The following is a 24,369-nucleotide window of genomic DNA, read 5'->3' as shown; positions in this document are numbered from 1 at the left end:
CGGCATCGCCTTCCCCGCAGGATTCTGAATTACGCGGGTTCGCCGCGCGGGAGGCCGTACCCATGAGTAGTGACGCGCATCCCCTCCGCCGGTCGACCGACCGGGTGCCCGGCTCCGGCACGCGCACCGTGAGCCTCGTCCTGACGGTCCGCCCCGACGGACGGGACCCGGGACACGCGCTCGACCTGCTGCTCGGCCAGGTTCCGGAGGACGTGCGGGACGTGGTCCTGATCGGCGGACCGACCGGCACGGGACCCGCGCGGGACGGTATGACCATCCGGACGCTCGGGGCCTGGGACTTCGCCCGGGGCGACATCCCGCACGCGGGACTGCGCGCGGCCACCGGGGATCTGATCGTGCTGATGGACGCCGACGGCAGCATGTCGCCCCACGAGATCCCGCACTACCTGCATTACCTGGAGAGCGGATTCGATTTCGTCAAAGGGTCCCGTTTCATCGCGGGCGGGGACGTCGCCGACTATCCCCTCGCGCGACGCCTCGGCCATCGCGCCCTGCTGCGGGTCGCACGCCGGCTCTACGGCCAGCAGCTCACCGATCTCTGGTACGGGTTCTGCGCGTTCCGGCGGGGCTTCGTCGACCTCCTCGACCTGCGCGAGGACGGTGTCGAGCTCGGCGCAGAGCTCGTGACGCACGCCCTGCACTACGGGCTGCGCGTCGCCGAAGTACCCAGTCGTGAACTGCCGCGCCGCCACGGCCCTCCGCACCCCCGCACGGTCCGCGACGGCGCCCGCATCCTCGGCACACTCCTCGACGAACGGCCGCACAACACCCTCTCGCGGTTCGCCCACGGCCGCTCCCGGCACGCCCAGGGAGACCCCGGCACTCCTCCGGCCGACCCCTCCGGTTGACGAATCGCACCCGGGAGGCTAAGGCTGGAAACAGCATCGTTTTCAGGCCAGAGCAGACCCTCGGTCGGGTCGGTTGCCGGAAGAGGCTCGTCGTGACCTCACTCCAGATCAACCGCGTGCCGGCGGCACCCGCTCCGCATCCCCTGCGGCGGGTGACCGACTGGCCCCTCACCGAGGCCCGACGCGGGCCCGTCCGCCGCGCCCCGCACAGCCCGACCGCTCCCCCGGCCCGCCGGGTCTCCGACCGCCTCCGCGCCGCCGCGCCGCCGCCCCTCAGCAGGACGTGCAGGCCCCGGGGCGCCGCCCGCCGCCGGCGCGCTCGTGCGGTCGGGACACACGCCCGGCGCCCCGCCGGTTCCGGCGGCCCAGCGGGTTCCGACGGCCCAGCGGGTTCCGGCGGCCCAGCGGGTTCCGGCGGCCCAGCGGGTTCCGGCGGCCCCTCCGGGCCGGAGGGTCCCTCCGGGATTGACGGTCCCTCCGGGATCGACGGCCCGTGTGCCCAGGCCGGCCACAGCGCCCGCCGCCGTAGTCGACGCGCCGCCCCCGCCCTGATCCCGCGCGCTCCTGAACCACTCCCCGTGGCCGCACGGATTCCCACGACCGTGCTCGCCGCCGCCGTCACCCTCTCCTCCCACGACACCCTCGACTCGTCGCGGTACCCCGGCACGCGCGCCCTGGGGTACCGCGACGGGATCCGCGTCGTGCGCGGCGACGCGGTGCCCGGCGGGCACGCGGCGGCCGAGAAGCCCGAGGGGCGCCTGCCATGACGACGTCCCGAGACGTTCTGCTGGTGGCGGTGTCCGGTCCCGACGCATCGGGCCGGTCCTCGCTGGTCCGCAGGCTCGCGACGCTGCTCGAGGAACGGGGGGTGCCGGTCGTCACCACGCACGGCCACGGCTGCTTCCTGTGCCGCAGGTTCCCGGTTCCACCGCGGGTGAGGGAAGAAGGGGAACCGGGTGAGCGGTGGGCACGGCGGGCAACGGATCCCGAGCGCCGGGGATCCCTGCCGCGCCGCGCCCACGCGTTCCTCGACGCCGCCGAGCTGGCGGTCCGGATCACGGCGGCCCGGCTGAAGGCGACCGCGCGGGCGCGCGGCAGGCAGGCCGTGGTCCTGACCGACCGGGGGCCCCTCGACGGTCTGGTGACGTTCGGCCCGCCCGCCTCGTCGGCGGTCGCGGGCGCCTTCCGCCGGCTGGCCGGCCGGTACGGTCTGACGCTCCTCGTGGAGACCGGGACCGACACGCTGCTCGGGCACGGCCGGCAGGTCCTCGCCGGCTCCCCCGCCGCCGCGCGGGCCCGCTACCAGTCCTGGTCCGTGCGGCTGCCGCGAGTGGTGTGCGTCGACGGTGAGCGGGCTCCGTCGCTCGTCGCCGCCGGCGCCCTGGAGGAGATCCTCGACGTGGTGCGGACACCTCCCAGGAACGGCGAGGAGGACGGCGGGGGCGCCGATGGCGTCGCCGACGCCCGGCAGCACGTGGTCGTGTCGGTCTACGACGACGCCGACAGCGCCGGCCACCGGCCCGGCGGGGCCGTGGTCGCCGGCAAGGTGGCCCGCAGGCTCGCGGAGGACTTCCGCGTGACGGTCGTGACGGCGGGCCGCCGCGCCGGAACCGAGTACAGCGACGGCATCCGGTACGTACGGCTGCCGGTGGGCCGCGCGGGTCCGCGCGCCGGGCGGCTGGTGTTCCTGGCACTGCTGCCGTTCGCGGCCCGCCGTATCCGGCACGACCTGTGGCTGGAGAGCTTCGCTCCCCCGTTCTCGACCGGCTTGCTGCCCCTGGCGACCCGCGCGCCCGTCGTCGGCATCGACCAGGGCCGCGGCGCCGAGGCGCTGTGGCGCCCCTACCGCGTGCCGTTGTTCCTGGCCGAGCGGCTCGGGTTGCGCCGCTACCGGTACCTCGTGGCGATGACCGCGGCGGACGCCTCGGCGATCCGGCGGCTCAGTCCCCGCGCCGACGTCCAGGTCATCGCCAACGGCGTGGAGCCGCGCCTCTACGACCAATCCCGCCTCGGCAGGGGGCAGTTCATCCTCTTCCTGGGGCGGATCGACACCTGGCGCAAGGGGCTCGACCTGCTCCTCGACGCCTACGACCGGGCCGGGTCGCCGCTGGATCTGCTGCTCGCGGGCAGTGGCACGCCGGCCGAGGAACGCCGGCTCGCGGCGCTCGTCGCCGCCCGCACCAGGGGGCCCGAGCCCCGGATCCACTGGCTGGGCTGCGCCGACGAGGAGCGCAAGCGGCAACTGCTGCGCGACAGCGCCTTCCTCGTGATGCCCTCCCGCCACGAGACGTTCGGTCTCGTGGCCCTCGAAGGCATGGCGTACGGCAAGCCCGTCCTCCACTTCGACCTGCCCGCCCTGCGCTGGATGCGCGACGGCGGCGACGTGGCCGTCCCGCCGTTCGACGTGGCGGCCTTCGGCGACCGGATGGGCGAGCTGGCCCGCGACGCGGCGCTCCGCCGCGGCCTGGGCCGGCGCTCCGCGCTCGCCGCCCAGCACTACACGTGGGACGAGATGACGGGCCGCTATCTGGCCCTGGCCCACCGGCTCCTGGACGCGCCCGCCCCCGCACGGCGGCCGAGGAAGAGGGGGACGTCATGGCAGTCGCCCCGCTGACCCGCTTCGTCCTGACCGTCATCGGATCGGGCGCTCCCGTGCCGGTGCCCTCTCCCCACGTGGGCGCCGACGCCGGACCGGCCGCCGGTCCGATGTCCGTCGTTTCCGGAGCAGCCGCTTACGGCTCCGTCCGGGAAACCGCCCGGAGGGACCCCCGCCGGCGCCCGTACCTCCGGAAGCGTGTCGTGCCGATCCCCTTGGACGGCTCCCGGCGCCGCGGCCTCGACGGGGACGGAGGTGCGTGATGGTCCGCCATGAGCGGCCCCGGGTGCTGCTCCTGACCGGCGGCCCGCTGGACGGGGCGGAGGGCTCTGACGTGCGGCTCGCCTCCGACGTCCTCGAAGCGCTGCCCGACGTCGACTTCGTCTGGTTCGCCCAGTGGCCGGACCACGGGCGGAACTCGCCGCGACGTGGCCGCCCGGTGCGCATGCTCTCCCGCGACGGCGTCTCCCACGTCCCGCAGCGGGCGCAGGCCGTCCTCGCCGGAACCGTGTTCGGCCGCCGGGTCGACCTGGTCCACGCCTTCCTCTCCGTCGGCCGCGCCTTCCCCGTCTTCTCGTGGCTCCGCCCGCTGTTCCTCGGGGGGCGGCCGGTCGTGCACACCGTGCCCGGGGTGGCGGACTGCCGCTTCCTTGCCCGGTCCCGACCGCTGGGGGCGACGGTCGCCCTCTCGGAGTCGATGGCGCGGCGGCTGCGGTCCGCGGACTTCGGGGACGTACGGGTGATCCCACCCATGATCGACTTGGACGCGTGGCCGTATCTGCCGCGCCCGCGGGGGTATCCGATGGTCCTCTTCGCCGGGTACCACGATCTGCGGGGCGGCGCGGAGACGGCGATCGACGCGGCGGCCGAGGCGTGGCAGGAGGGGGCCCGGTTCCGGCTGGTGCTCGCGATGCGCAGGCGGTCGGGGCAGCACTCCGGGCTGCTGGACCAGGCGCTGCGGGAGCGGGCCGGTGCGGCGGGGCTCCCCGACGTCGAAGTCCGGGGTCACGTCGAGGACATGCGGGCCCTGATCGCCTCGGCCCACGTGCTGGTGTACGCACCGGCCGTGCTCGGCGGCAAGGCGGACATTCCGCTCACCGTGCTCCACTCGCTGGCCTCGGGACGGCCGGCGGTCCTCAGCGACCTGCCGCAGTTCGCGGACTTCGGCCACGCCGTGCTGCGGGCGCCCGCGGGCGACGCGCGCCGCACCGGACAGCAGCTGGCGTGGCTGCTCGACCAGCCGCGCTCCTGGGACGTGCTCGCGGAGCGCGGACGGGCCCTGGCCGAGGACCACTTCGGCCCCGAACGGTTCGCCGCCCGGTACGCGGCGCTCTACCGAGAGCTGCTGACGTGACCCTCGCTCAGAAGTTGCCCGGCGGCAGGGGAAGAGGCAGCCCCGGCAGGCCGTCGATGCTCTGGGCGATGTGGTCCTTCTTGGCGAAGTACGCGCTCAGCGAGGCGTCGTCCTCACGCGAGAAGCGCTTGCCGTGCAGATCGCGCTCCTCGTCGTACGACATGAAGGGCACCCCGTACCCGCAGGAGTCACGGACGAGTTCGGCCGTCACCACGATGATCGCGCGCAGCCCGTGCAGGGTCGGGTCGATGTCCGGGAAGTGCGCGAGCAGTTCCGTGAAGCGCGGGTCGTCACGGAAGACGGGCTCGCCCCGGCCGTGCACCCGGACGATGTTGGGCGGTCCCTGGAAGGCGCACCACATCACCGTGATCCGGCCGTTCTCCCGCAGGTGCGCGATGGTCTCGGCGGTGCTGCCGGCGAAGTCGAGATAGGCGATGCGCTGCTCGTCGAGCACCGCGAAGGAGCCCTTGAGGCCCTTGGGCGAGAGGTTGACCGTGCCGTCGCCGTCCAGCGGTGCGGTCGCGGTGAAGAAGATCGGCTGCTGCTCTATGAAAGTGCGCAGGCGACCGTCGATGCGTTCGTAGGTCTTTCCCATGTCCGGGGATTATGTAAGGAAACGTTTCGCCTGTCTAACGAACTCGTCCGGTGCGGCGCGTTCAGGTGTCGGACCGCAGCGCTGTCATGAGCAGGACGCCGGTGTCGCCGTATTCGGGCAGGGTGCGGTCCTTGGCGAGCCGCTCGATCCGCAGGCCGGTGGTGCGCGGTCCGAAGACGGTCCGCAGGACGGCACCGTCGACCGGGCAGGCAGGCCAGACCGGTCCCGCTCCGATGCGGTAGCTCGGCATGCGTTCCATGAAGGAGGCGACGAGGCGTCCGCCGGGGCGGACCGCCCGGACGAAGGCGTCGCAGAGCGCCGTGAATTCGGCGAAGTCCTCGGTGACGCTCTCGGCGACGAAGTTCATCGACGCGAGGGCGTACGTACCGTCGGTCAGGTCCTCCGCGGTGCCCGGCACGACCCGGACCCGGCGGAGCGCGTCCGTACAGCTCTCGGGGAGTGCGGGGTCGAGGCTGCGGCACAGGGTGTAGAAGGGCAGCCAGCTGTCGTCGGGGCCGTCGTCGAGCTGCTGCCGCAGATAGCCGACGTTGGCGGCGCTCGGTTCCAGTGCGTCGACACGGAGGCTGGCGGCGCCCGCCTGCATGAGGGGGTAGAGGTTCGGGCCCGCGCCCAGTTCGAGGGTGCGGGAAAGGGCGCCCGGGGCGAAGGTCCGGTAGACGGCGGCGTGGTGGCGGATGACGCCGACGTCGCAGGGGTGGAGCCTGCGGTAGTTCTCGGCGAGGTAGTCGGCGACGGGCCAGGCGTTCCAGTCGGCGTCCCGGTTGCGGCGCGGCCCCGCCGACCGGTCCCACCGGCCCGGCGCGTGCGGCGGGCCGGGGCGCCCGGTCGTGTCCATCACCGCTCGGGAGGCCGGCGGCCGGCCGTGACGGCGCCGGGGCGCGGGATCTCGGCGTGCTGGAGGGTGAACCGCTCGGCGAGCGCCGTGAGGGCATCGCACAACTGGTCGATCTCCTCGTCGGTGTTGGCGGCGGTGACCTGGATGCGGAAGCCGACCTTGTCGCGCGGGACGAGCGGGTAGGAGGCGAGCGTCACGTAGATCCCGTGCTCCCAGAGGAACGCGGCGACGGCGTCGAGGTCCGCGGCGTCGGCGAGCGGGATCTCGACGATCGGCAGCCCGTCGATGTTCGGGGTGGCGAGACCGAGGCTCCGGACGTGGGCGAGGACCCGGGCCGTCTTGCGGTAGAGCCCGGCCCGGATCTCGTCGCCGCGCTCGTCGTTGACGTCGAGCCCGGCGAGGGCGGTGGCGAGCGAGGCCGTCGGTGAGGGCCCGGAGTAGAGGTACGGGGCCGCCGCCACCTTCAGGTGGTCCTTGAGCCACTTCGGGACGGCGAGGAAGGCGAGCAGCGAGGAGAACGCCTTGGAGAAGCCGCCGACGAGCACCAGGTCCTCGTAGGTCTCGTCGAGGTGGCGGACGATGCCGTTGCCGCGGGAGCCGTACGGGCTGCTCTCGCCCGGGGCCCGCTCCCCGATGACGCCGAAGCCGTGGGCGTCGTCGACGTACAGCAGGGCGCCGTTCTCGCGGCAGATCCTGGCCAGGGTCCGCAGGTCCGGGAAGTTGCCGGTCATGCTGTTGACGCCGTCCATGCAGACGAGCCGGCCGGCGTCGCCGGGAGCGCCGCGGAGCAGCGAGGCCAGCTCCTCGGGCCGTTCGGCGCGGAAGCGGTGGATCTCGGCGCCCTGGCCGCGGGCGACGACGCAGCCGTCGTACACGGTGCGGTGGGCCTGTGCCTCCACGAAGACCTGGCCCGTACCGGCCAGGAGCGGGATGACGGACTGGTGGATGAGGGTGATCGTGGGCAGCAGGAGGGTGTCGGGGGCACCCAGGAGCTCGGTGAGCCGCTCCTCGATGCGCGGGTAGAGCCGCGGACTGCCGATGAGCCGGGACCAGCTCGGGTGGGTGCCCCAGCGTCTGACCTCCGGTTCGATCGACGCCATGATCGTGGGGTCGAGGTCGAAGCCGAGGTAGTTGCAGGAGGCGAAGTCGACGAGCCAGTCGTCGCCGACCCTGATGCGGCGGCCGTCGATCTCGTCGATGACGGCGTCGCACATGAGGCTGGTCCGCTGGAGGTGCTCCAGATCGCGCCAGCGGGACGGGCGCGGCGGCCGGCCGGTCCGGGCGGCGGTGAGGTGTCCGGTGGCGGGTGTGGGGTGTCCGGTGGGGAGTGCGGGGTGTCCGGTGGGGGCTGGGGCGGTTGCGGGGGCGGGGGTGCCCGCGCTGGTGACGACGGTGACGGGGGCGGTTCCCGGGGCGGCCGGGGCGACGGGCTGAGCCGGGCGGACTGCGGAGTGGGCGGCGGGGGACGGGGCGCGGTGGAGGTACGACTCGGCCTGGTGGGCGGTCATCGGCCGGGCGAAGAGGTAGCCCTGCCCGTAGCGGCAGCCCATCTCGGCGAGGAGCTCCCGCTGCTCCTCGTGCTCGATGCCCTCGGCGACGACCAGCAGGCCGAGGACATCGGCGATGCGCACGATGCCCTCCACCAGGGCGACCTGCTGGGGGTCGGTCGTGATGTCGTCGATGAACGACTTGTCGACCTTGAGGATGTCGATCGGGAACTCGCGGAGGTAGCTGAGCGAGGAGAAGCCGGTGCCGAAGTCGTCGATGGCGATGGAGACCCCGAGGTCCTTCAGGGCGGCCATGGTCGTACGGATCTGGGTGTCCTGGCGCATGAGGACCGTCTCGGTGAGTTCCAGGACGAGGGAGCCCGGCGCGAGCCCGGAGGAGCGGAGGGTGCGCCGGACCCCTTCGAGGAACCCCGGGTCGCGGAACTGGCGGGCGGAGACGTTGACGTTGGCGTACAGGGGCGGCCGGTGCGGGCGGGAGCGCTGCCAGCGGGCGATGTCGAGCGCCGCGTGTTCGAGGACCCAGGCGCCCAGCGGCATGATGTGGCCGCTCTCCTCGGCCAGGGTGATGAACTGGTCGGGCGGCACCATCCCGCGCCGGGCGTGCGGCCAGCGGATGAGCGCTTCCAGGCCGGCGGTGGCGCCGCCGTCGACCTCCACGATGGGCTGGTAGCGCAGGGCGAAGGCGTGGTCGGCGATGGCCGTGTCCATGCCCGCCTGGAGTTCGTGCCGGGCGACGAGCCGGGAGTGGAGTTCCGGGTGGAAGAGCCGCCACCGCTTCTTGCCGGCCGCCTTCGCCGCGTACAGGGCGAGGTCGGCGTGGCCGAGGAGCTCCTCGGCGTGCGCGCTGTCGAGGACGGTGGCGATGCCGATGCTCGTGGAGACGGAGACGGCCCCGTCGGTGAGGTGGAAGGGCTGGCTGAGCGTGTGCACGATCTCGGCGGCGAGGGTCTCGGCGTCGCGGGGCTCCCTGGCCCCCTCGATGAGGACGGCGAACTCGTCGCCGCCGAGCCGGGCGGCCGTGTCGGTGAGCCGCAGGACGGAGGTGAGCCGGCGGGCCACGGCGACGAGGAGTTCGTCGCCGACGGAGTGCCCCATGGTGTCGTTGACGACCTTGAAGTCGTCGAGGTCGACGAAGAGCATGCAGGTCAGGGTGGACTCACGGCGCCCGCGGAGCAGGGCCCGCTCGATCCGTTCGAGCAGCAGGACACGATTGGGGAGGCCCGTGAGGGAGTCGTGGAAGGCCCGGTGCGTGAGCTCCCGTTCCAGCTTCCGCTGCTCGGTGACGTCCCTGAGGGTGAGGACGAGACCGTGCACGGTGCGTTCGTTGCGGAGGTTGCTGCACCGGACCTCGACCTGGACGTCGGCGGAGCCGCCGGCGCCGCTGGGACCGCCGTGGAGCAGCTTCCAGTCGCCCCGGGCGTCGACCGCGTCGCGTGAGCGGGCGTCGGCGAGGACGCGCAGGGCGCTGTCCTTGTCGGCGGGGGCGAGCAGCTCGGTGAGCGGGGTGCCCGGGAGCAGGGAGTGACCGAACATGGACTCGGCGGACGGGCTCGCGTACCGGACGGTGTCGTCGTCGTCGACGATGAGGATGACGTCCGAGGTGTTGTGGACGAGCGTCCGGAAGTAGGCCTCGCTCGTCCGGCGGTTGACCTCCTCGCTGAGCCTGAAGCGTTCCAGGGCGAGGGCCGCCTGGGAGGCCAGCGACTGGGCGGGGCGCGCGATCTCGGAGAGCTTCTTCTCGGGTCCCGCGAGGAGCAGCACGCCGAGGAGGGGTTCGCGTCCGGTCGGCGTCTGGAGCTCCAGGGGGCAGAGCAGTACGTGGGACTCGGGCGCCGCCTCGGCGGCGACGGCGGGGTCGAGCCGGGTCACGGGGAGGAGCCGGGCGCCGTGGGCGACGAGCTCGGGCCACGCCGTCGCGGGAGGACGCGTCAGCCGGTCGGTGCTACAGCTCCACGGGTGGGCCACGGTGGCCACGGCGGTGAGACCGCCCCTGCGGTCCCGGGTGAAGAGGAGGACCCGGTGGTCCGTGCCGGGGCCGAAGAGCGTGGCGGAGGCCGTCTCCACCGATCCGGCGACCTCGCGTGGGCTGAGGGCGGCGACGAGGGAGGCGGCGGCGACCCTGAGGCTGCGCTCGCGCGCCTCGGCCTTCCCGTGGTCGCTCATCATGCTCCACAGCCGGGCGAGGACCAGCAGGAACATCAGGGCCGAGAAGATCGCGATGACGCCGATGTCCTGGTCCTTGTCGTGGCGCAGCGACTGGAAGAGGAGCAGGGCGGGGGCGACGAGCGAGGCGCCGGCGAGGAGCGCGAGGCGGCGTTCCGCGACGCGCGGTGCCGGTTCGGGGGCGCGCTCGGTGAGGCCGGTCATCGAGGGGTGGAGGGCGGCGAGGCCCCAGGCGGTGAAGAACACGACCCAGCCGAGGTCCCACGGTGTGCCGACCTGCCAGGTGCCCTTGAGCTGGAGCGTGCCGTAGATGACGTCGGAGGCGAGGATGCCGCAGGTGCCGAGGGTGAGGAGCTGCACGGACCGGGAGCGCAGGCCGCCGGGGACGAGCAGCCGGGCGAGCATCGCGAGCATCAGGACGTCGCCGAGGGGATAGGCGATGGAGATGGCCTTCTCGGTCCAGGTCATGTCCTCGCTCCTGGCGAGCGGGGTGATGAGGTTGACCCAGGAGAGCAGCGCGAGTCCCGAGGTGAGGATCAGCGCGTCGAGGACGACCGCGAGGTCGCGGCCGGCGGCGCGGTAGCGGATGAAGCCGAAGAGGCCGATGGCGAACAGGGGGTACGTGGCCAGGTACAGGGCGTCGGCGACGGAGGGGAAGGGCCGGGTCTGGCCGAAGAAGCCCTCCAGGACGTTGTAGGCGGTGTCGCCGGCGACGAAGGCGAAGTTGGCGGCGGCGAGCACCAGCCAGGGCCAGCGGCGGACGGGCCGGTGCAGATGGACGCCGACGAGGATCGCGACGACGCCGCCGAGTCCGATGAGTGCCCAGAGGGTGGTGTGACGGGCCGGGAACTGGAGGTACGCGATCGTCAGCAGGGTGACGACCACGAGATAGACCAGCGTCCACGTGCGTAGTGACCCGGACGCGGTGTGTGACCGGATCGGCTGACGCAACGCCATCGTCCACCGCCCCCTTGGCGGGTCGGACGCCGAGGGAAGCGCCCTGGTCGCGGATACGGACCCCGTACGGTGTCCATTCTCCGGGGGCCCGGAGCGGGCTGCATCTCGGACCCTCTCGGACCGCGAGCCGGCCCTGGAGGGGTCGCGTCAGGAGGAGCCGCGGACGACCAGCTCGGTGGGCAGCATCCGGCGGGGCTGTTCGTCCGGCTCGCTGGGCGCGGCGATCTCCTGGAGGAGCAGGCGCGCCATCGTGCGGCCCATCTCCTCGATGGGCTGCCGGACGCTCGTGAGGGGCGGGTCCATGTGCCGGGCGACGGCCGAGTCGTCGACGCCGACGAGCGCGACGTCCTCGGGGACCCGGCGGCCCGCCTCGCGCAGCACCGCGCGCGCACCCGCGGCCATGACGTCGGAGGCGGCGAAGACGGCGTCCAGGTCCGGCCTGCGGTCCAGGAGTTCCCGCATGGCGCGCCGGCCGCCCTCCTCGGTGAAGTCGCCGTTGGCGACGAGGGCCTCGTCGGGCGCGAGTCCGGCCTCCGCCAGGCCCGCGCGGTAGCCGTCGAGCCGGCAGCGGGCCACGTACATGTCGAGGGGGCCCGTGATGGTCGCGATGCCGCGTCGGCCGCGCGCGGCGAGGTGGGCGACGGCGGTCCGGCCGGCGCCGGTGTTGTCGGAGTCGACGAAGGCGACGCGCTCGTCCTCGCGGCGGCGGCCGTTGAGGACGGCCGGCAGGCCGAGGGCGCGGACCTGGTCCGGCAGCGGGTCGTCGCCGTGCACGGAGACGAGCAGGACGCCGTCGACGCGCTGGGCCGCGAGGTACTGCTCGAAGCGCTGGCGCTCCTGGTCGCTGCGGATCAGGGTGAGCAGCAACTGCTTGTCGGCGTCGGCGAGCTCGGCGCTGACGCCGCGGATGATGTCGAGGAAGTACGGCTCGGCGAAGAGCCGCGCCTCGGTCTCGGGGATCACCAGGGCGACGGCGTCGGTGCGGCTGCCGGCGAGGGCGCGGGCGGCCCGGTTGGGGACGTAACCGAGTTCGGCGACGGCCTGTTCGACGGCGGCCTTGGCCTGGTCGCTCACCTTCGGGGAGCCGTTGATGACCCGGGAGACCGTGCCGCGGCCGACTCCGGCCCGGGCCGCGACCTCTTCCAGGGTGGGCCTGCCGGTCTGCCGTCCGCTCACCGCCATGTGCCGCTTCTCCCCTCGGGCCGCCGCCCCGCCTGCGTTTCCCGCGAACCTATCAGGCGGGCCGGCGGCGGCCCGGGGCGCTCAGGCGTCGGTCGGGGCGAGCTCGGCCATGGCGCCCCAGCCCTGCTGCGGGACCTCGACGTTGATGATCTCGGGGATGGTGGCGATGGCTCCGGCCATGGCGGCGAGGCCGGCGGCGAAATGCGCTGAGGAGACGTGGGCGGCGCCGGCCTCGGCGTCGGCGAACGCCTCCAGGAGGACGAAGACGTTCGGGTCGTCGACGCTGCGGGACCAGTCGAAGAAGAGGTTGCCGGGCTCCTCACGGGTGGCGCGGGTGAAGTCGGCGACCAGGTCGAGCCAGCGGTCGGCGTGGTCGGGGCGGGCGGTGAAGCGGACGGCGATGAAGATCATGCGTCCACCCTGCGGTGCTCCCGCCCGGCCGGCCGGCCGGGCGGGTCAGGATTCCGGCAGGGCCGGAAACTCGGGTACGGCGCGGGCGAGCGCAGCCCGGAGTTCGCCTTGCCGCCGACCGAAGTCGGCGGTGGGGAGGGAGACGGAGAGCGCGTGGACGATGCCGTCGCCGCGCTCGGGCAGGGCCACGGCGAGGCAGGTGTAGGCGAGGTCCGCCTCGCCCACCGAGACGGCGAAGCCCCGGTCGCGCACCCGGGTGGCCTCCGCCTCGAAGCGCTCGGCGCTGGTGATGGTCCGCTCGGTGAAACGGGCCATGCCGTGGTCCGCGAGATAGCGGCGGCGCAGCGGGCGCGGGAGCGCGGCGAGGAGCGCCTTGCCGTGGGCGGTCGCGTGCGCGCGGTCCTCGGGGCCGGGGGTGAAGGGGTGCGCGGCGTCGGTCACCGGGGCGGTGGTGTCGACGACGGTGATCTGTCCGTCGCGGTAGGCGGTGTGGTACGCCTCCGCTCCCGTGGCCCGCCGCAGCCGGCCGAGGAGCTCCCCGGTTCCGGCGCCGAGACCGTGGTGGCGCTGGTGGGAGCGGTGCAGGGCGGGGATGCGGGGCCCGGGCGCGTACCCTTCGGCGGTGCGGACGAGGTAGCCGCGGGCGAGCAGGGGCCCGGTGACGTGGTAGACGGTGGAGAGCGCGCAGCCGAGCCGCCGCGCCAGCGTCTTCGCCCCGACGGGCCGGTCGGCGTCGGCGACGGCGTCGAGCACGGCGAGGGCCCGGTCGACGGACTGGGGTCCGGGGCTCGGGGGCCCGGTGCTCGGGGCGGCGGCGCCCGGGCTGGGGCTCGGGGTGACGGGCATCGTTCCAGCTTAGAGGGCGCGTACGGCAGCTTTCGCGGTGCATACGGCAACCTTCCCGCGGTGCATACGGCAGCCCTCCCGGCGCGTACGGCACCCTTCCCAGTCCCCCCGGAAACGCTCTGTGCCGCTTCCGTCCCGCTCCGTATCCCCGCAGGTCATCGCGGCTTTATGTGCATTTGACACTCTTTCGGCGTACCGTCGTGGGGATCCCCTCATCCTCGACGCCCCGGGAGAGCGTGTGCCCCGCTCCAGGACCGACCATGCCCCGACGCCCCGCGAGGGGCGCAGTCCGCGCCTCCGGACCGCGGCGATCGCGACGGGTGTGGTCGCCGTCGCCGCGGGCGGCCTGTACGTGGCGGGTCTTGTCACCGCCGGGGACGACATATCCGCCGGCACCAGTGTCGCCGGCGTGGACGTGGGCGGCATGAGCCGCGCCGAGGCGCGGGCGAAGCTCGCGGCCGAGGCCCCGGCCGCCTGGAGCGCGCCGATACCCGTCACGGTCGGGGACCGCTCGGCCACCGTCTCCCCCGCCGCCGCGGGCCTGACCGTGGACGTGGAGAAGACCGCCGATCTGGCGGCCGACCCGTCCCGCGACCCCGTGACCGTCATCGGGCGGCTCTTCTCCTCCGGCGAGCGCGAGATACGGCCGGTGTTCGCCTACGACGAGGCCAAGGCGCAGGCCGCCGTGGCCGAGCTGGCCAAGAAGAACGACCGGAAGGTCCGCGAGGGATCCGTCGCCTTCCGCGACGGCGAGGCCGTCGCGACCCGGGCGGTCACCGGCCAGAAGCTGGACACCGGGCGGGCCGCCGAGACCCTGCGCGCCGCCTATCCCGCCGCTTCGGGCGCCTCGCCCGTCACCCTCCCCGTCGCCCTCACGGAACCGAAGCTGGGCGACTCGGAGGTCACCCGCTTCCTCGACACGTACGCGAAGACCGCCGTCTCCGGGCCGGTGACGCTCACGGCCGGTGCCGAACGGCTGCGGATCTCCCCCGCCACCCTCGGCGACCACCTCTCCGTGAAGGCCGAGAACGGCAGGCTCAGCGCCGCGCTCGACGCCGAGGCCCTCCTCCGCGACCCCGACGTCGCCCAGCCCCTCGCCTCCATGACGGGCGCCCCGGTCGAGGCGACCCTCGGGGTGCGGGACGGCAAGGTCGTCGTCGAGTCGGAGGGCAAGCCGGGGCAGGAGGTCACCGCGAAGGCCCTCGGCGACGCCGTCCGCCCGCTGCTCACGAAGGACGACGCCGCGGCCCGTACGGCCCCGGTGGCCACCACGGTCACGCAGCCCGAGCTGAGCTCCGACTCACTGGCCCGCCTCGGCATCACCGAGCAGATGTCCACCTTCACCGTCGACTTCCCCACCGCGCCCTACCGGACGACGAACATCGGCCGGGCCGCGGAGCTCATCAACGGCTCCGTGGTGCAGCCCGGTGAGGTGTGGAGCTTCAATGAGACGGTCGGCGAGCGCACGGCGGACAACGGCTTCGTGGACGGCACGATGATCCTCGACGGCCAGTACCGGTCCGCACCGGGCGGCGGCGTGTCGGCCATGGCCACCACCGTCTTCAACGCGATGTTCTTCGCCGGGGTGAAGCCCGTCGAGTACGGCGCCCACTCCTTCTACATCGAGCGCTACCCGGCCGGCCGCGAGGCCACCGTCGCCTGGGGCAGCCTGGACCTGAAGTTCCGCAACGACTCGGGCAAGCCGATCTACATCAAGGCGGACGCGACGGACTCCTCGGTCACGGTGAGCTTCCTCGGAACGAGGAAGTACGACTCCGTGGAGGCGGTTGCCGGTCCGCGCACCAACGAGACGGAGCCCGCGAAGCGCGAGGGCACCGGTGAGGCCTGCATGCCGCAGGAGCCCCTCGAAGGCTTCGACATCTCGGTGGACCGGGTCTTCAAGGACGGCGGCGCCGAGGTGAAGCGGGAGACCTTCACGACGCACTACACCCCGCGTGACGAGGTCACGTGCAAGTGAAGTCCTGGGACAGGGGCTGACGGAAGGGTGTCTTCCCCTACTGCCCGGGCATGACTCCGGAGCGGGGCCCGTCGGGGAGCGGACGGGTCCGGCCCGCCGGCCCCGGACGGGTCCGCCCCGACCCGCCGGAGGCACGCCTTGGTCCAGCTCAGCGATCCCTTGGCCCAGCACGGCAATCCCTTCGGGCCGCTCCTCGACGACGGCGTGCGCGCGGGCGTGTACCCCGGTGCCGTATGGGCGGTGGGCGACGCCCGTACCACCCTCTCCGCGGGGGCCGTCGGAGCACTCGATCCCGCGCGACCCGCCGGGCCGATGCTCCGGGACACGCTCTTCGACGTCGCGAGCCTGACCAAGATCCTCGCGGTCTGGGCCGTGGTCGGCACCCTCGTCGACGCGGGGAAACTGGAACCGGACGCGCCCGTCGGCGCGTACTGGCCGGAGGCCGCGGGACGGCCCCTCGCCGGCGTCACGGCCCTGAACCTCCTCACCCACACCGCCGGGCTGCCGCTCCGCGCCAATCTGCGGCCCCTGTACGGCTCCGACCCGCAGGACGTCCGCGACGGGGTCCTCTCCGAGCCCCTGCGGCACCGGCCGGGGGAGGCCGTCGCGTACACCGACCGGGCGGCACTGATCCTCGGCTACCTCGCCGAGCACCTCACGCGCCGGCCCCTGGCCCGGCTCGCCCAGGACCGGGTCTGGACACCGCTCGGCATGACGGAGACCCGCTACGGACCGCTGTCCGCCGAGACCCGGGAGCGCTGCGCGCCCACCGAGTACGACGAGGAGAGCGGCGCCCCGCTCCGGGGGACCGTGCACGACTTCTCGGCCCGGCTCCTCGGCGGCGCCTGCGGGATCGCCGGCGTCTTCACCATCGCGGGCGACGTCGGCCTGTTCCTGCGCCATCTGCTCGCCCCGGTGCCCGGGACCTTCTCCGCCGACTGGACGGCGGCCTCGCTGCGCGTCCGCACCGGCGCGCTCACCCCGCCGCGCGGGCTCTTCTGGCACCCGGCGCCGGGCACGGACCCGGCTGACGAAATCTGGGCGCACTTCGGGTTCACCGGCACGGGCCTGTGGGTCTCGCCCGCGCGCGGCCGCTGGGCGGTCCTGCTCACGAACCGGCTGTACTTCACCCGGGACCCCGGACCGCTGGCCCGGGTCCGTGACGTCTTCCGGACGCTCGCGTTCTCCGACGCACCCTGACGGCCCCTGACCGGCCCGTGACCAGCACCCGAAACAAGAGTGCTTCCGCGGCCGGACTCTGCGATTCTCCTCAGCGTTCGGTGATCGTCGACGAATTCGACACGTACGCGGGGTGCGCATCCATGGGTTTCACGCTGGAAGGGCCGGTTCTGGAGGGCGCGTTCGTGCGCCTGGAGCCGCTGGGGCATCAGCACGCCGCGGGTCTCGCCGAGGCGGCCGAGGAGAACCGGGACTCGTACGGGTTCACCTGGGTGCCGGGGCGGGAGGGATTCGGGGCGTACGTCGAGACACAGCTCGGCCGCGCCGCCGACGGCAGGCTCGCCCCGTACGCGCAGGTGGACGTGGCGACCGGCCGGGTCGTCGGCGCCACCTCCTTCTGGGATCCGCGTTTCTGGCCGTCCGGTGAGCGCCTGTGCGCGATCGAGATCGGCTTCACCTGGCTCGCGGCCTCGGCCCAGGGCACGGGCGTGAACGCGGAGGCCAAGTACCTGCTCTTCCGGCACGCCTTCGAGAGCTGGGACGTGGCGCGGGTGGACCTCAAGACGGACGCGCGCAACACCCGCTCGCGGGCGGCCATCGAGAAGGTGGGCGCGAGCTTCGAGGGCGTCCTGCGGAACTGGTCCGTGTCGTGGGCCCCGGGCGAGGAGGGCCGACTGCGCGACTCCGCCGTCTTCTCGATCGTGGCCGAGGAGTGGCCCGCACGCCGGGCGGCTCTGGAGGAGCGTCTGGCGCGCTTCCGCGAGCGGCCCGCGGGGGCGGAGCGTGGGATGCGCCACCCCTCTGAAGCACCGCACGGACCTGGGGTTACCATATGAGCGCCGCCTAGCTCGAAAGATAATCTTGTGACTGTCAATGACGACTCGTTCACCAGCTGGAAGAACCGCGAGGAGATCGCGGAGTCGATGATCCCGATCATCGGGAAGCTGCACCGGGAGCAGGACGTCACCGTCCTGGTCCACAGCCGCTCCCTGGTGAACAAGTCGGTGGTCAGCATCCTCAAGACCCACCGCTTCGCCCGGCAGATCGACGGCGAGGAGCTCTCGGTCACCGAGACGCTCCCGTTCCTCCAGACGCTCACGACGCTCGACCTGGGCCCGTGCCAGATCGACATCGGCGTGCTGGCCGCGGACTACAAGACGGACGACCGCGGTCTCTCCGTGGCCGAGTTCACCGCCGAGGCCGTCGCCGGTGCCACCGGTGAGAACAAGATCGAGCGCCGCGACGGGCGTGACGTCGTCCTCTACGGCTTCGGCCGCATCGGCCGGCTCGTCGCCCGCCTCCTCATCGAGAAGGCCGGCTCCGGCAACGGTCTGCGCCTGCGCGCGATCGTCGTCCGCGGCGGCGGCGACCAGGATCTCGTCAAGCGCGCCTCGCTGCTGCGCCGCGACTCGATCCACGGCCAGTTCCAGGGCACGATCACGGTCGACGAGGCGAACAGCACGATCCTCGCCAACGGCAACACGATCAAGGTGATCTACGCCAACGACCCCTCCGAGGTCGACTACACGGCGTACGGCATCGAGAACGCCATCCTCATCGACAACACCGGCAAGTGGCGCGACCGCGAGGGCCTCTCCAAGCACCTGCGCCCGGGCATCGACAAGGTCGTCCTGACCGCGCCCGGCAAGGGCGACGTGCCCAACATCGTCCACGGTGTGAACCACGAGACGGTGAAGCCGGACGAGAAGATCCTGTCCTGCGCGTCCTGCACGACCAACGCGATCGTCCCGCCGCTGAAGGCGATGGACGACGAGTACGGCGTGCTCCGCGGCCACGTCGAGACGGTCCACTCGTTCACGAACGACCAGAACCTCCTCGACAACTACCACAAGGCCGACCGCCGCGGCCGTTCCGCGCCGCTGAACATGGTGATCACCGAGACCGGTGCCGCCTCGGCCGTCGCCAAGGCGCTGCCCGACCTCAAGGCCCCGATCACCGGCAGCTCCATCCGCGTCCCGGTGCCGGACGTGTCGATCGCCATCCTGAGCCTGCGCCTGGGCCGCGAGACCACCCGCGAAGAGGTCCTCGAGTACCTCCGCGACGTCTCGCTGCACTCGCCGCTGAAGCGCCAGATCGACTTCACCACGGCACCCGACGCCGTCTCGATGGACTTCGTCGGCTCGCGCCACGCGTCCATCGTCGACGCCGGTGCGACCAAGGTCGACGGCGACAACGCGATCCTCTACCTGTGGTACGACAACGAGTTCGGCTACTCGTGCCAGGTCATCCGGGTCGTCCAGCACGTCTCCGGCGTGGAGTACCCGACCTTCCCGGCTCCGGCGGTCTGATCCCCCCGGCACCGACAGCACGGCGGAGCGCCGCACTTCCCGTACGGGGGGTGCGGCGCTCCGCGTTTCCGCCGGGCCGGTAGCCTCGTTGCCCGCCGCGACTGGCGAAGGTGGATCACCACCGGGGAGCGGCATGCGGTCCCGTCTTCCCGCGTGCGCGTCGACCGCCTGGGCGCCTGCGTCAGTGATGTCCCGCTGACCCAGGAGGTCTTGAGAGGGAACTGCGCTACGGCATCGATCCCCAGCAGCTGGTGGCGACCGCCGTGCCGGTGGAGCCCGGGAGCCGGCCGGTCCGGGTGGTGAACGGCAGCCCGTCCTACGTCAACCTCCTTGACTCGCTGAACAGTTGGCAGCTGGCCCGGGAGGCGAGCCGCGCCCTGGGCCGGCCGGCCGCCGCCTCCTTCAAGCACGACTCGCCGGCCGGCGCGGCGGTGGCCGGGCCGGAGGCCGACGCGGCCTTCACCCCGCCGGGCCAGGAGGCCCGGGAGGTGTTCGGCATGCGCCTGCCCCAGCAGCGCGACGACGTACCGCTCTCCTCACCGACGGGCAGCGCACCGCGTGGCTCGCGGAGCTGACCGGGGTGGCGTTCGCCTCGGACGGCGCGCCGCCGTTCCGCGACGACGTCGCTCGCGCGCACCGGGCTGAGGCTCTTCCACCACTGATCGGCGCGAGGTCCGCCACGGTGACCCCTACGGGACCCAGTGGTTCCCGGAAGCCGTGATCATGACCTGGAGCTGGATGCTGGCCGAGAAATAGCTGCTCGTGTCGACCGGGGTCGCCAGCATCTTGTTCCAGAGGGCGTCCAGCCAGGCCTGGCTGCCCGGGTCGGTCATGGCCGCCACGGCGAACGGCGCGAAGAAGGCGGCCTCGCTGCCCGCCGAGATCTGGGTTCCGTTGAGCTTGTAGCCGATGGCGATCTTGTTCGGGTCACCGCCGGTCTTCGTCTTGATCCAGCTGTTGAGCTTCCGCGCGGCGGCGAGCGACGTGGCGTCCCCGCTGGTCACCGCGTCGTCCGCGATGCGCCACGGGGTACGGCACGCGTTCCACCAGTACGCGCCGTCGTTCGGGTCCTCCAGGACCTGACCGGGGGCGGGCTTGGGCGTGGTGTTCGTGTCGACGACGAAGTCGGGCAGCAGGCCGGTGCCGGACGCGTACGTCGACTGGAGCCGCGCGATCTGGGTCTGGTGCGCGCTGCGTACGGCGTCCCAGGTCGTGTCGCCGGAGGCCGTACGGAAGGCGCGGAAGTGGTCGACCATCCAGTCCGAGGTGCGGGAGATGTAGTAGTACTGGTCGCCGGAGCTGCTCCAGTCGCCCAGCTTCAGGAGCTTGGTCGTCGGGTTGAGCTCGTCCTTCTTGATCGCGGCGATGTGCTTGAGCGCGAGGTCCTTGTAGTTGTAGGTGCCGGCGCTCCCCCACTGCTTGTCGGCGAGGAGCAGGCCATAGGCCACGTCCATGTCGCCGTCGGTGGCGCCGTCACCGCCGTTGACGCTCTTGCAGGCCACGTCCTGTTCGGCCGCGAGGAGGTTCGGGTTGATCGAGGACGGGTGGTCGATCTTCCACTTCACGAGACCGTCGAAGATCTTCTTCGCGTCGGGGTCGGCGCCGGCCATCGTCGCGGTGACGACCATGCCGTACCCCTGCGCCTCGGCGACGTAAGGGTGGTCGGCGTCCGGCGAGATGATCTGGTACCAGCCGTTGCCGCAGTTCTGCCGGACGAAGGCGGCCTTCCACTTGTTGTAGTACTCGACGACCTTCTGGTCGACGGTGGCCTGCGCGCCGGAGGGCTTCAGCGTTCCCGCGGTGTACGGCTTGAGGTGGCTGCCGAAGGGGACGGCCGGGCCGCCGGGGACGCCGCCGCCGGTCGGGGCGCCGTAGACCTCGAACTCCCAGAGGGAGTAGCCGTACGGCGTGCCGCGCGTGGTCCCGTGCATGCGGAGGTACCGGCCGCTGCCGGAGACCGTGAGGTCGTCGACGGCTCCGTCACCGGTCGTCGTCGCGTAGACGTCGGTCCAGTTCGAACCGTCGGCCGAGGTCTGGATCCGGTACGACTTGGCGTAGGCGGCCTCCCAGTTGAGCTTCACCCGGGAGACGGTGTGCGTCGCGCCGAGGTCGATTCTGACCCACTGCGGGTCGACGCCTTCCAGACTGGCCCAGCGGGTGCCGGTGTTGCCGTCCACGGCCTTGCCGGCCTCGAACCCCGCGGCCTCGACGGACGAGGCCGTCACCGGCTTGCCCGTGGACACCAGACTGTCGGCGGCGGCCGCCTGATCCTGCGCGCGCGGCTGGGCCTGTGGTTGTGCCTGTGCCTGCGGGATCGACACCAGGGGCAACGCCAGCAGTCCGGCGAGCCCGAGAAGCGAGACGCTTCGTCGACGCATGACAACTCCCTTTCCTTCGCGGCTCATTCGTTAGGAAGTTTTCCTAACCATTGAGCCGCGAGGGTAGAGAGGGTCGGGGATCCGCGCAAGACCCCCGACCGGTCAGGTACGCGTTACGGGACGAGCCGCAGGAGGCGGTTGGGCGAGCCGCTGCCCGGGCTGGTCACCTTGTTCGGGGTCGAGCCGTTCACCAGAGCGGTCGCGACCTGCGCCGGAGTGGCGGAGGTGTGCCCCGCGAGGTACACGGCGGCGGCGCCCGCGACGTGCGGGGTGGCCATCGAGGTGCCGGAGATGGTGCTGGTGGCCGTGTCGCTCGTGTGCCAGCCCGCGGTGATCGAAACGCCGGGGGCGAAGAGGTCCAGCACCGAACCGTAGTTGGACCAGCTCGCCTTGGCGTCCGTGTTGCTCGTGGCGCCGACCGTGATGGCGGCGGCGACCCGGGCGGGGGACGTGGAGGAGGCGTTGACACCGGAGTTGCCGGCGGCGACGGCATAGGTGACGCCGTCGGCGATGGAGTTCTTCACCGCGTTGTCGAGGGCGGTGGAGGCGCCTCCTCCGAGGGAGAGGTTGGCGACGGCCGGGGCCCCCGCCGTGTGGTGGGAGGTGACCCAGTCGATGCCCGCGATGACGCCGGCGGTGGTGCCGGAGCCCGCGTTGTCGAGGACGCGGACGGCGACGATCTTCGCGGCCTTGGCCACGCCGTACGTCGATCCCGCGATGGTGGTGGCGACGTGCGTACCGTGCCCGTTGCCGTCCTGCGCGACCGTGTCGCCGTCGACCGCGTCGTACCCGTTCACGGCCCTGCCGGCGAGCTGGGCGTGCGAGATGCGGACGCCGGTGTCGATGACGTACGCGGTGACGCCGCCGCCCGCCGTGTCGGGGTAGGTGTACGTGCCGTTGAGCGGCAGGTTCGCCTGGTCGATGCGGTCCAGGCCCCAGGGGGCGTTCGTCTGCGTCGCGTCGGCGCGGAAGATCTGGTTCTGCTCGACGGAGGCGACGGCGGGGTCGGCGGCGAGGCGGCGGGCCTCCGTCGCACCGAGGGTGGCCGTGTAGCCGTTGAGGGCGGAGCCGAAGGTCTTGCCGACCGTGCCACCGTAACCGGCTATCAGGTTCCGCCCCTTGACGGAGGCCGCCTTGAAGCCCGCGCCCTGCTTCAGGGTGACGATGTAACTGCCGGGCACCGCGTCGGCCGAACCGGCCGCGAGGACGACGCCCTCGGCGGGGGCCGCCTGGGCGGGGACGGCGGCGAAGGTGCCGAGCAGGGCGGCGGCGGTCGCGGCGGACATGGTCAGGGCGAACCGGGCCTTGGTGTGCTGCGGGAGTGCCATACGAGGGAGTCCTCCTCTTCGGCGTCGCGCCTCGGGTGGGGCGGCGCGACTGTGGGGGGCGCGTGTGGGTCACACGCACGGCCGGGAGCCGTGTGGGGCGCTCCGGATGACCAGCAGCCTGTCCGGTCTACGGGCGTAGCTCAAGGGAGTTGAGCGCTTGTCATGCATCTGCCACATTCTCGCAATCGAACTCCCGTCGAACCCACAGAAAGCGCCCACCTCCTGACGGCGGGTCGGAAGAACGGCGAATGCCGGAACGCGCCGACTGGCCTGATACCTCCGGACCCGCCGTGCCGGTCTACCCCGACAGCGACCGCTACCGGGGCATCAAGAACCTCCGCACGCTCGTCTTCATGAACCGGGCCGACATGCGCGAGCGCGGTGTCCCCGACGTCGGGCCCGTCGACATCACGAGCACCGCGAAGGACGGCAGTCGGCGGGTCGGGGCGGCGGACGGGGGGCGGTACGTCATCGGGGTCTTCACGGGGATGTCTCGTCCGCTGTTCACGGTCCGGGTACGTCCAGGACCTCGGCCTCGGCCCCGGCCGGCACGCCGCCGGGCGGGACGACCGCCAGGCCGTCGGCCACCGCGAGACCGCGCAGCATCGCCGGTCCGCCGAACGGAAGCGGCGCGACCCCGCGCGCCACGCGCCGGACCGGGACCAGCCGGGTGTCGTGCGGATGCCCGGGCAGCGCCTCTGTGGCGGTCGTCCGGGACGACGCGGGGTCCGGGTCCGCGTGGCCGCCGAGGCGGCGCAGCAGGGGTACGGCGAGGGTGACCGCACCGGCGACGGCGGCCGACGGATCGCCGGGCAGACCGACGAGGTGGCGGGGCCGGCCGTCGGGGGCCGGCGGCAGCTCGGCGAGCAGCATGGGGTGGCCGGGCCGTACGGCGACGGAGTCGACCAGGAGCCGGGCGCCCAAGTCGCCGAGGGCGGCGTGCAGATGGTCCACCGGCCCGGCGGCCGTGCTGCCGATGGTGACGACGACGTCGGCGGTGGAGCCGCGCAGGGCGTCCCGCAGCGGTCCGAGGTCGTACGCCACGAGTCGGCGGCCGATCACCTCGGCTCCGTGGCGGGCCAGCCACGGCCGGAGGAGCGGGCCGAGCGCGTCACGGACGCGTCCGTCGCGGGGCGGCCCGGACTCCGGCAACTCGTCGCCGAGGACGAGGAGTTCCACGCGGGGGCGGCGGTGGACGGCCAGCCGGTCGTAGCCGGCCGCGGCGGCGAGTCCGACGACGGCCGGGGTCACGGCCGTCCCGGCGGGAAGCAGGGTGTCGCCCGCGCGACATTCCTGCCCCCGCACACGGACGTCACGGCCGAGACCCGCTCCCGCGCCCTCGCCCTCGCCCTCGCCCTCGCCCTCGCCCTCGCCCTCGCCCTCGCCAACGGCACCGTCCCGCAGTCGCCACGGCCCAGGTCCGGCGACGGCCCTGCCGTCCATGGCCGAGGTGTCGAACGGCGGCAGGTCGGTGAGGGCCGTCAGCGGTCCGGCGAGGGCGTGGCCGAGGGCCGCGTCGAGGTCGCGGGTGACGACGGGCAGGGGCTGTCGGGCGCTGTCACGGGCACGGGCGCGGGCCTGTGCCCACGCCATGGGAAGACCCGCCGCCGTGGGCTCGGGCGCGGGCGGTCGCGCGTTGGCCGAGCCGAGCAGCCTTTCGAGGGCGAGTTCCCTGTCCAGTTCGGCCTCGGCCGCGGCGATCCATTGACGCATCTCGTACATCCGGCTCCCCTTCGGCCGTGCGGTGCCGGAATTCGCTGCCATTCCCGCCGGTCGGCGAAACCCCTCGGGACGTCGGAGAGGGATCCTCGATGGGCTCATCGGCGGCGCCCATCCGACCACAGACGCCGAGTACGCAGC

18 protein-coding genes and 1 riboswitch are annotated in these 24,369 nt (G+C 73.0%); of the genes, 9 read left to right on the top strand and 9 right to left on the bottom strand.

Features of this window, described 5'->3' with window-relative positions:
* Positions 1-62 precede the first annotated feature (62 nt).
* From ACFWWU_RS32855 to ACFWWU_RS32840, 4 genes are all read left to right on the top strand, one after another.
* The gene (locus tag ACFWWU_RS32855; RefSeq protein ID WP_384151287.1) at positions 63-869 is read left to right on the top strand and encodes a glycosyltransferase family 2 protein; all 807 of its coding nucleotides are present in this window, start codon (positions 63-65) and stop codon (positions 867-869) included.
* 578 nt (positions 870-1,447) lie between these two features.
* Positions 1,448-1,636: a hypothetical protein gene (locus ACFWWU_RS32850; RefSeq protein ID WP_384151285.1), complete on the top strand. Its 189-nt coding sequence runs from the start codon at positions 1,448-1,450 to the stop codon at positions 1,634-1,636.
* Entirely contained in the window at positions 1,633-3,483 is a 1,851-nt protein-coding gene (locus tag ACFWWU_RS32845) for a glycosyltransferase (RefSeq protein ID WP_384151282.1), read from the top strand. The genes ACFWWU_RS32850 and ACFWWU_RS32845 overlap by 4 nt, the downstream gene beginning before the upstream one ends.
* Before the next feature lie 244 nt (positions 3,484-3,727).
* On the top strand, positions 3,728-4,819 hold the full coding sequence (locus ACFWWU_RS32840) for a glycosyltransferase family 4 protein (protein WP_384151279.1): 1,092 nt from the start codon (positions 3,728-3,730) through the stop codon (positions 4,817-4,819).
* Positions 4,820-4,826: 7 nt separating this feature from the next.
* On the opposite strand, the gene ACFWWU_RS32835 is transcribed toward ACFWWU_RS32840, so the two are convergent.
* The 6 genes from ACFWWU_RS32835 to ACFWWU_RS32810 form a co-directional block, all read right to left on the bottom strand.
* Positions 4,827-5,414 carry a pyridoxamine 5'-phosphate oxidase family protein gene (locus ACFWWU_RS32835; RefSeq protein WP_384151276.1) on the bottom strand — a complete coding sequence of 196 codons (588 nt, stop codon included), beginning with the start codon at positions 5,412-5,414 and terminating at the stop codon, positions 4,827-4,829.
* A gap of 61 nt (positions 5,415-5,475) precedes the next feature.
* Complete coding sequence (locus tag ACFWWU_RS32830) at positions 5,476-6,270, bottom strand: class I SAM-dependent methyltransferase (protein ID WP_384151273.1); 795 nt, start codon at positions 6,268-6,270, stop codon at positions 5,476-5,478.
* Positions 6,270-10,898: an aminotransferase class I/II-fold pyridoxal phosphate-dependent enzyme gene (locus ACFWWU_RS32825; RefSeq protein ID WP_384151270.1), complete on the bottom strand. Its 4,629-nt coding sequence runs from the start codon at positions 10,896-10,898 to the stop codon at positions 6,270-6,272. The genes ACFWWU_RS32830 and ACFWWU_RS32825 overlap by 1 nt, the downstream gene beginning before the upstream one ends.
* Before the next feature lie 147 nt (positions 10,899-11,045).
* Positions 11,046-12,080 carry a LacI family DNA-binding transcriptional regulator gene (locus tag ACFWWU_RS32820; protein ID WP_384151267.1) on the bottom strand — a complete coding sequence of 345 codons (1,035 nt, stop codon included), beginning with the start codon at positions 12,078-12,080 and terminating at the stop codon, positions 11,046-11,048.
* Between the two features lie 81 nt (positions 12,081-12,161).
* A complete protein-coding gene (locus tag ACFWWU_RS32815) occupies positions 12,162-12,491 on the bottom strand; it encodes a putative quinol monooxygenase (protein ID WP_384151264.1) in 330 nt (109 codons plus the stop codon).
* Positions 12,492-12,536: 45 nt separating this feature from the next.
* The gene (locus ACFWWU_RS32810) at positions 12,537-13,337 is read right to left on the bottom strand and encodes an IclR family transcriptional regulator (RefSeq protein WP_384151261.1); all 801 of its coding nucleotides are present in this window, start codon (positions 13,335-13,337) and stop codon (positions 12,537-12,539) included.
* Between the two features lie 238 nt (positions 13,338-13,575).
* Between ACFWWU_RS32810 and ACFWWU_RS32805 the strand changes: the two genes are divergently transcribed.
* The 5 genes from ACFWWU_RS32805 (at position 13,576) to ACFWWU_RS32785 (ending at position 19,378) form a co-directional block, all read left to right on the top strand.
* Positions 13,576-15,315: a VanW family protein gene (locus tag ACFWWU_RS32805; RefSeq protein ID WP_384151258.1), complete on the top strand. Its 1,740-nt coding sequence runs from the start codon at positions 13,576-13,578 to the stop codon at positions 15,313-15,315.
* 138 nt (positions 15,316-15,453) lie between these two features.
* The gene (locus ACFWWU_RS32800; RefSeq protein ID WP_384151255.1) at positions 15,454-16,515 is read left to right on the top strand and encodes a serine hydrolase domain-containing protein; all 1,062 of its coding nucleotides are present in this window, start codon (positions 15,454-15,456) and stop codon (positions 16,513-16,515) included.
* Positions 16,516-16,637: 122 nt separating this feature from the next.
* Positions 16,638-17,330, top strand: a complete 693-nt coding sequence (locus ACFWWU_RS32795; RefSeq protein WP_384151252.1) for a GNAT family N-acetyltransferase — start codon at positions 16,638-16,640, stop codon at positions 17,328-17,330.
* 27 nt (positions 17,331-17,357) lie between these two features.
* Positions 17,358-18,803, top strand: a complete 1,446-nt coding sequence (locus tag ACFWWU_RS32790; RefSeq protein ID WP_384151249.1) for a glyceraldehyde-3-phosphate dehydrogenase — start codon at positions 17,358-17,360, stop codon at positions 18,801-18,803.
* Between the two features lie 87 nt (positions 18,804-18,890).
* Positions 18,891-18,984: riboswitch (ZMP/ZTP riboswitch) on the top strand.
* A 40-nt stretch (positions 18,985-19,024) separates the two neighbouring features.
* Positions 19,025-19,378 carry a hypothetical protein gene (locus ACFWWU_RS32785; protein ID WP_384151436.1) on the top strand — a complete coding sequence of 118 codons (354 nt, stop codon included), beginning with the start codon at positions 19,025-19,027 and terminating at the stop codon, positions 19,376-19,378.
* 114 nt (positions 19,379-19,492) lie between these two features.
* On the opposite strand, the gene ACFWWU_RS32780 is transcribed toward ACFWWU_RS32785, so the two are convergent.
* The 3 genes from ACFWWU_RS32780 to ACFWWU_RS32770 all read right to left on the bottom strand — a co-directional run bounded on the left by ACFWWU_RS32780 (position 19,493) and on the right by ACFWWU_RS32770 (position 24,102).
* Positions 19,493-21,181 carry a glycosyl hydrolase family 8 gene (locus tag ACFWWU_RS32780; RefSeq protein WP_384151246.1) on the bottom strand — a complete coding sequence of 563 codons (1,689 nt, stop codon included), beginning with the start codon at positions 21,179-21,181 and terminating at the stop codon, positions 19,493-19,495.
* Between the two features lie 113 nt (positions 21,182-21,294).
* Positions 21,295-22,509: a S8 family peptidase gene (locus ACFWWU_RS32775; protein ID WP_384151243.1), complete on the bottom strand. Its 1,215-nt coding sequence runs from the start codon at positions 22,507-22,509 to the stop codon at positions 21,295-21,297.
* A gap of 504 nt (positions 22,510-23,013) precedes the next feature.
* Positions 23,014-24,102, bottom strand: coding sequence for a molybdopterin molybdotransferase MoeA (locus tag ACFWWU_RS32770; RefSeq protein ID WP_384151433.1), 1,089 nt, complete (start codon positions 24,100-24,102; stop codon positions 23,014-23,016).
* Positions 24,103-24,369 lie beyond the last annotated feature (267 nt).

The sequence above is a fragment of the Streptomyces sp. NPDC058650 genome, assembly GCF_042717315.1.
GTDB lineage: Bacteria > Actinomycetota > Actinomycetes > Streptomycetales > Streptomycetaceae > Streptomyces.
Note: the sequence above shows the minus strand (reverse complement) of the source record. Positions and strands in the feature narration are given on the sequence as shown.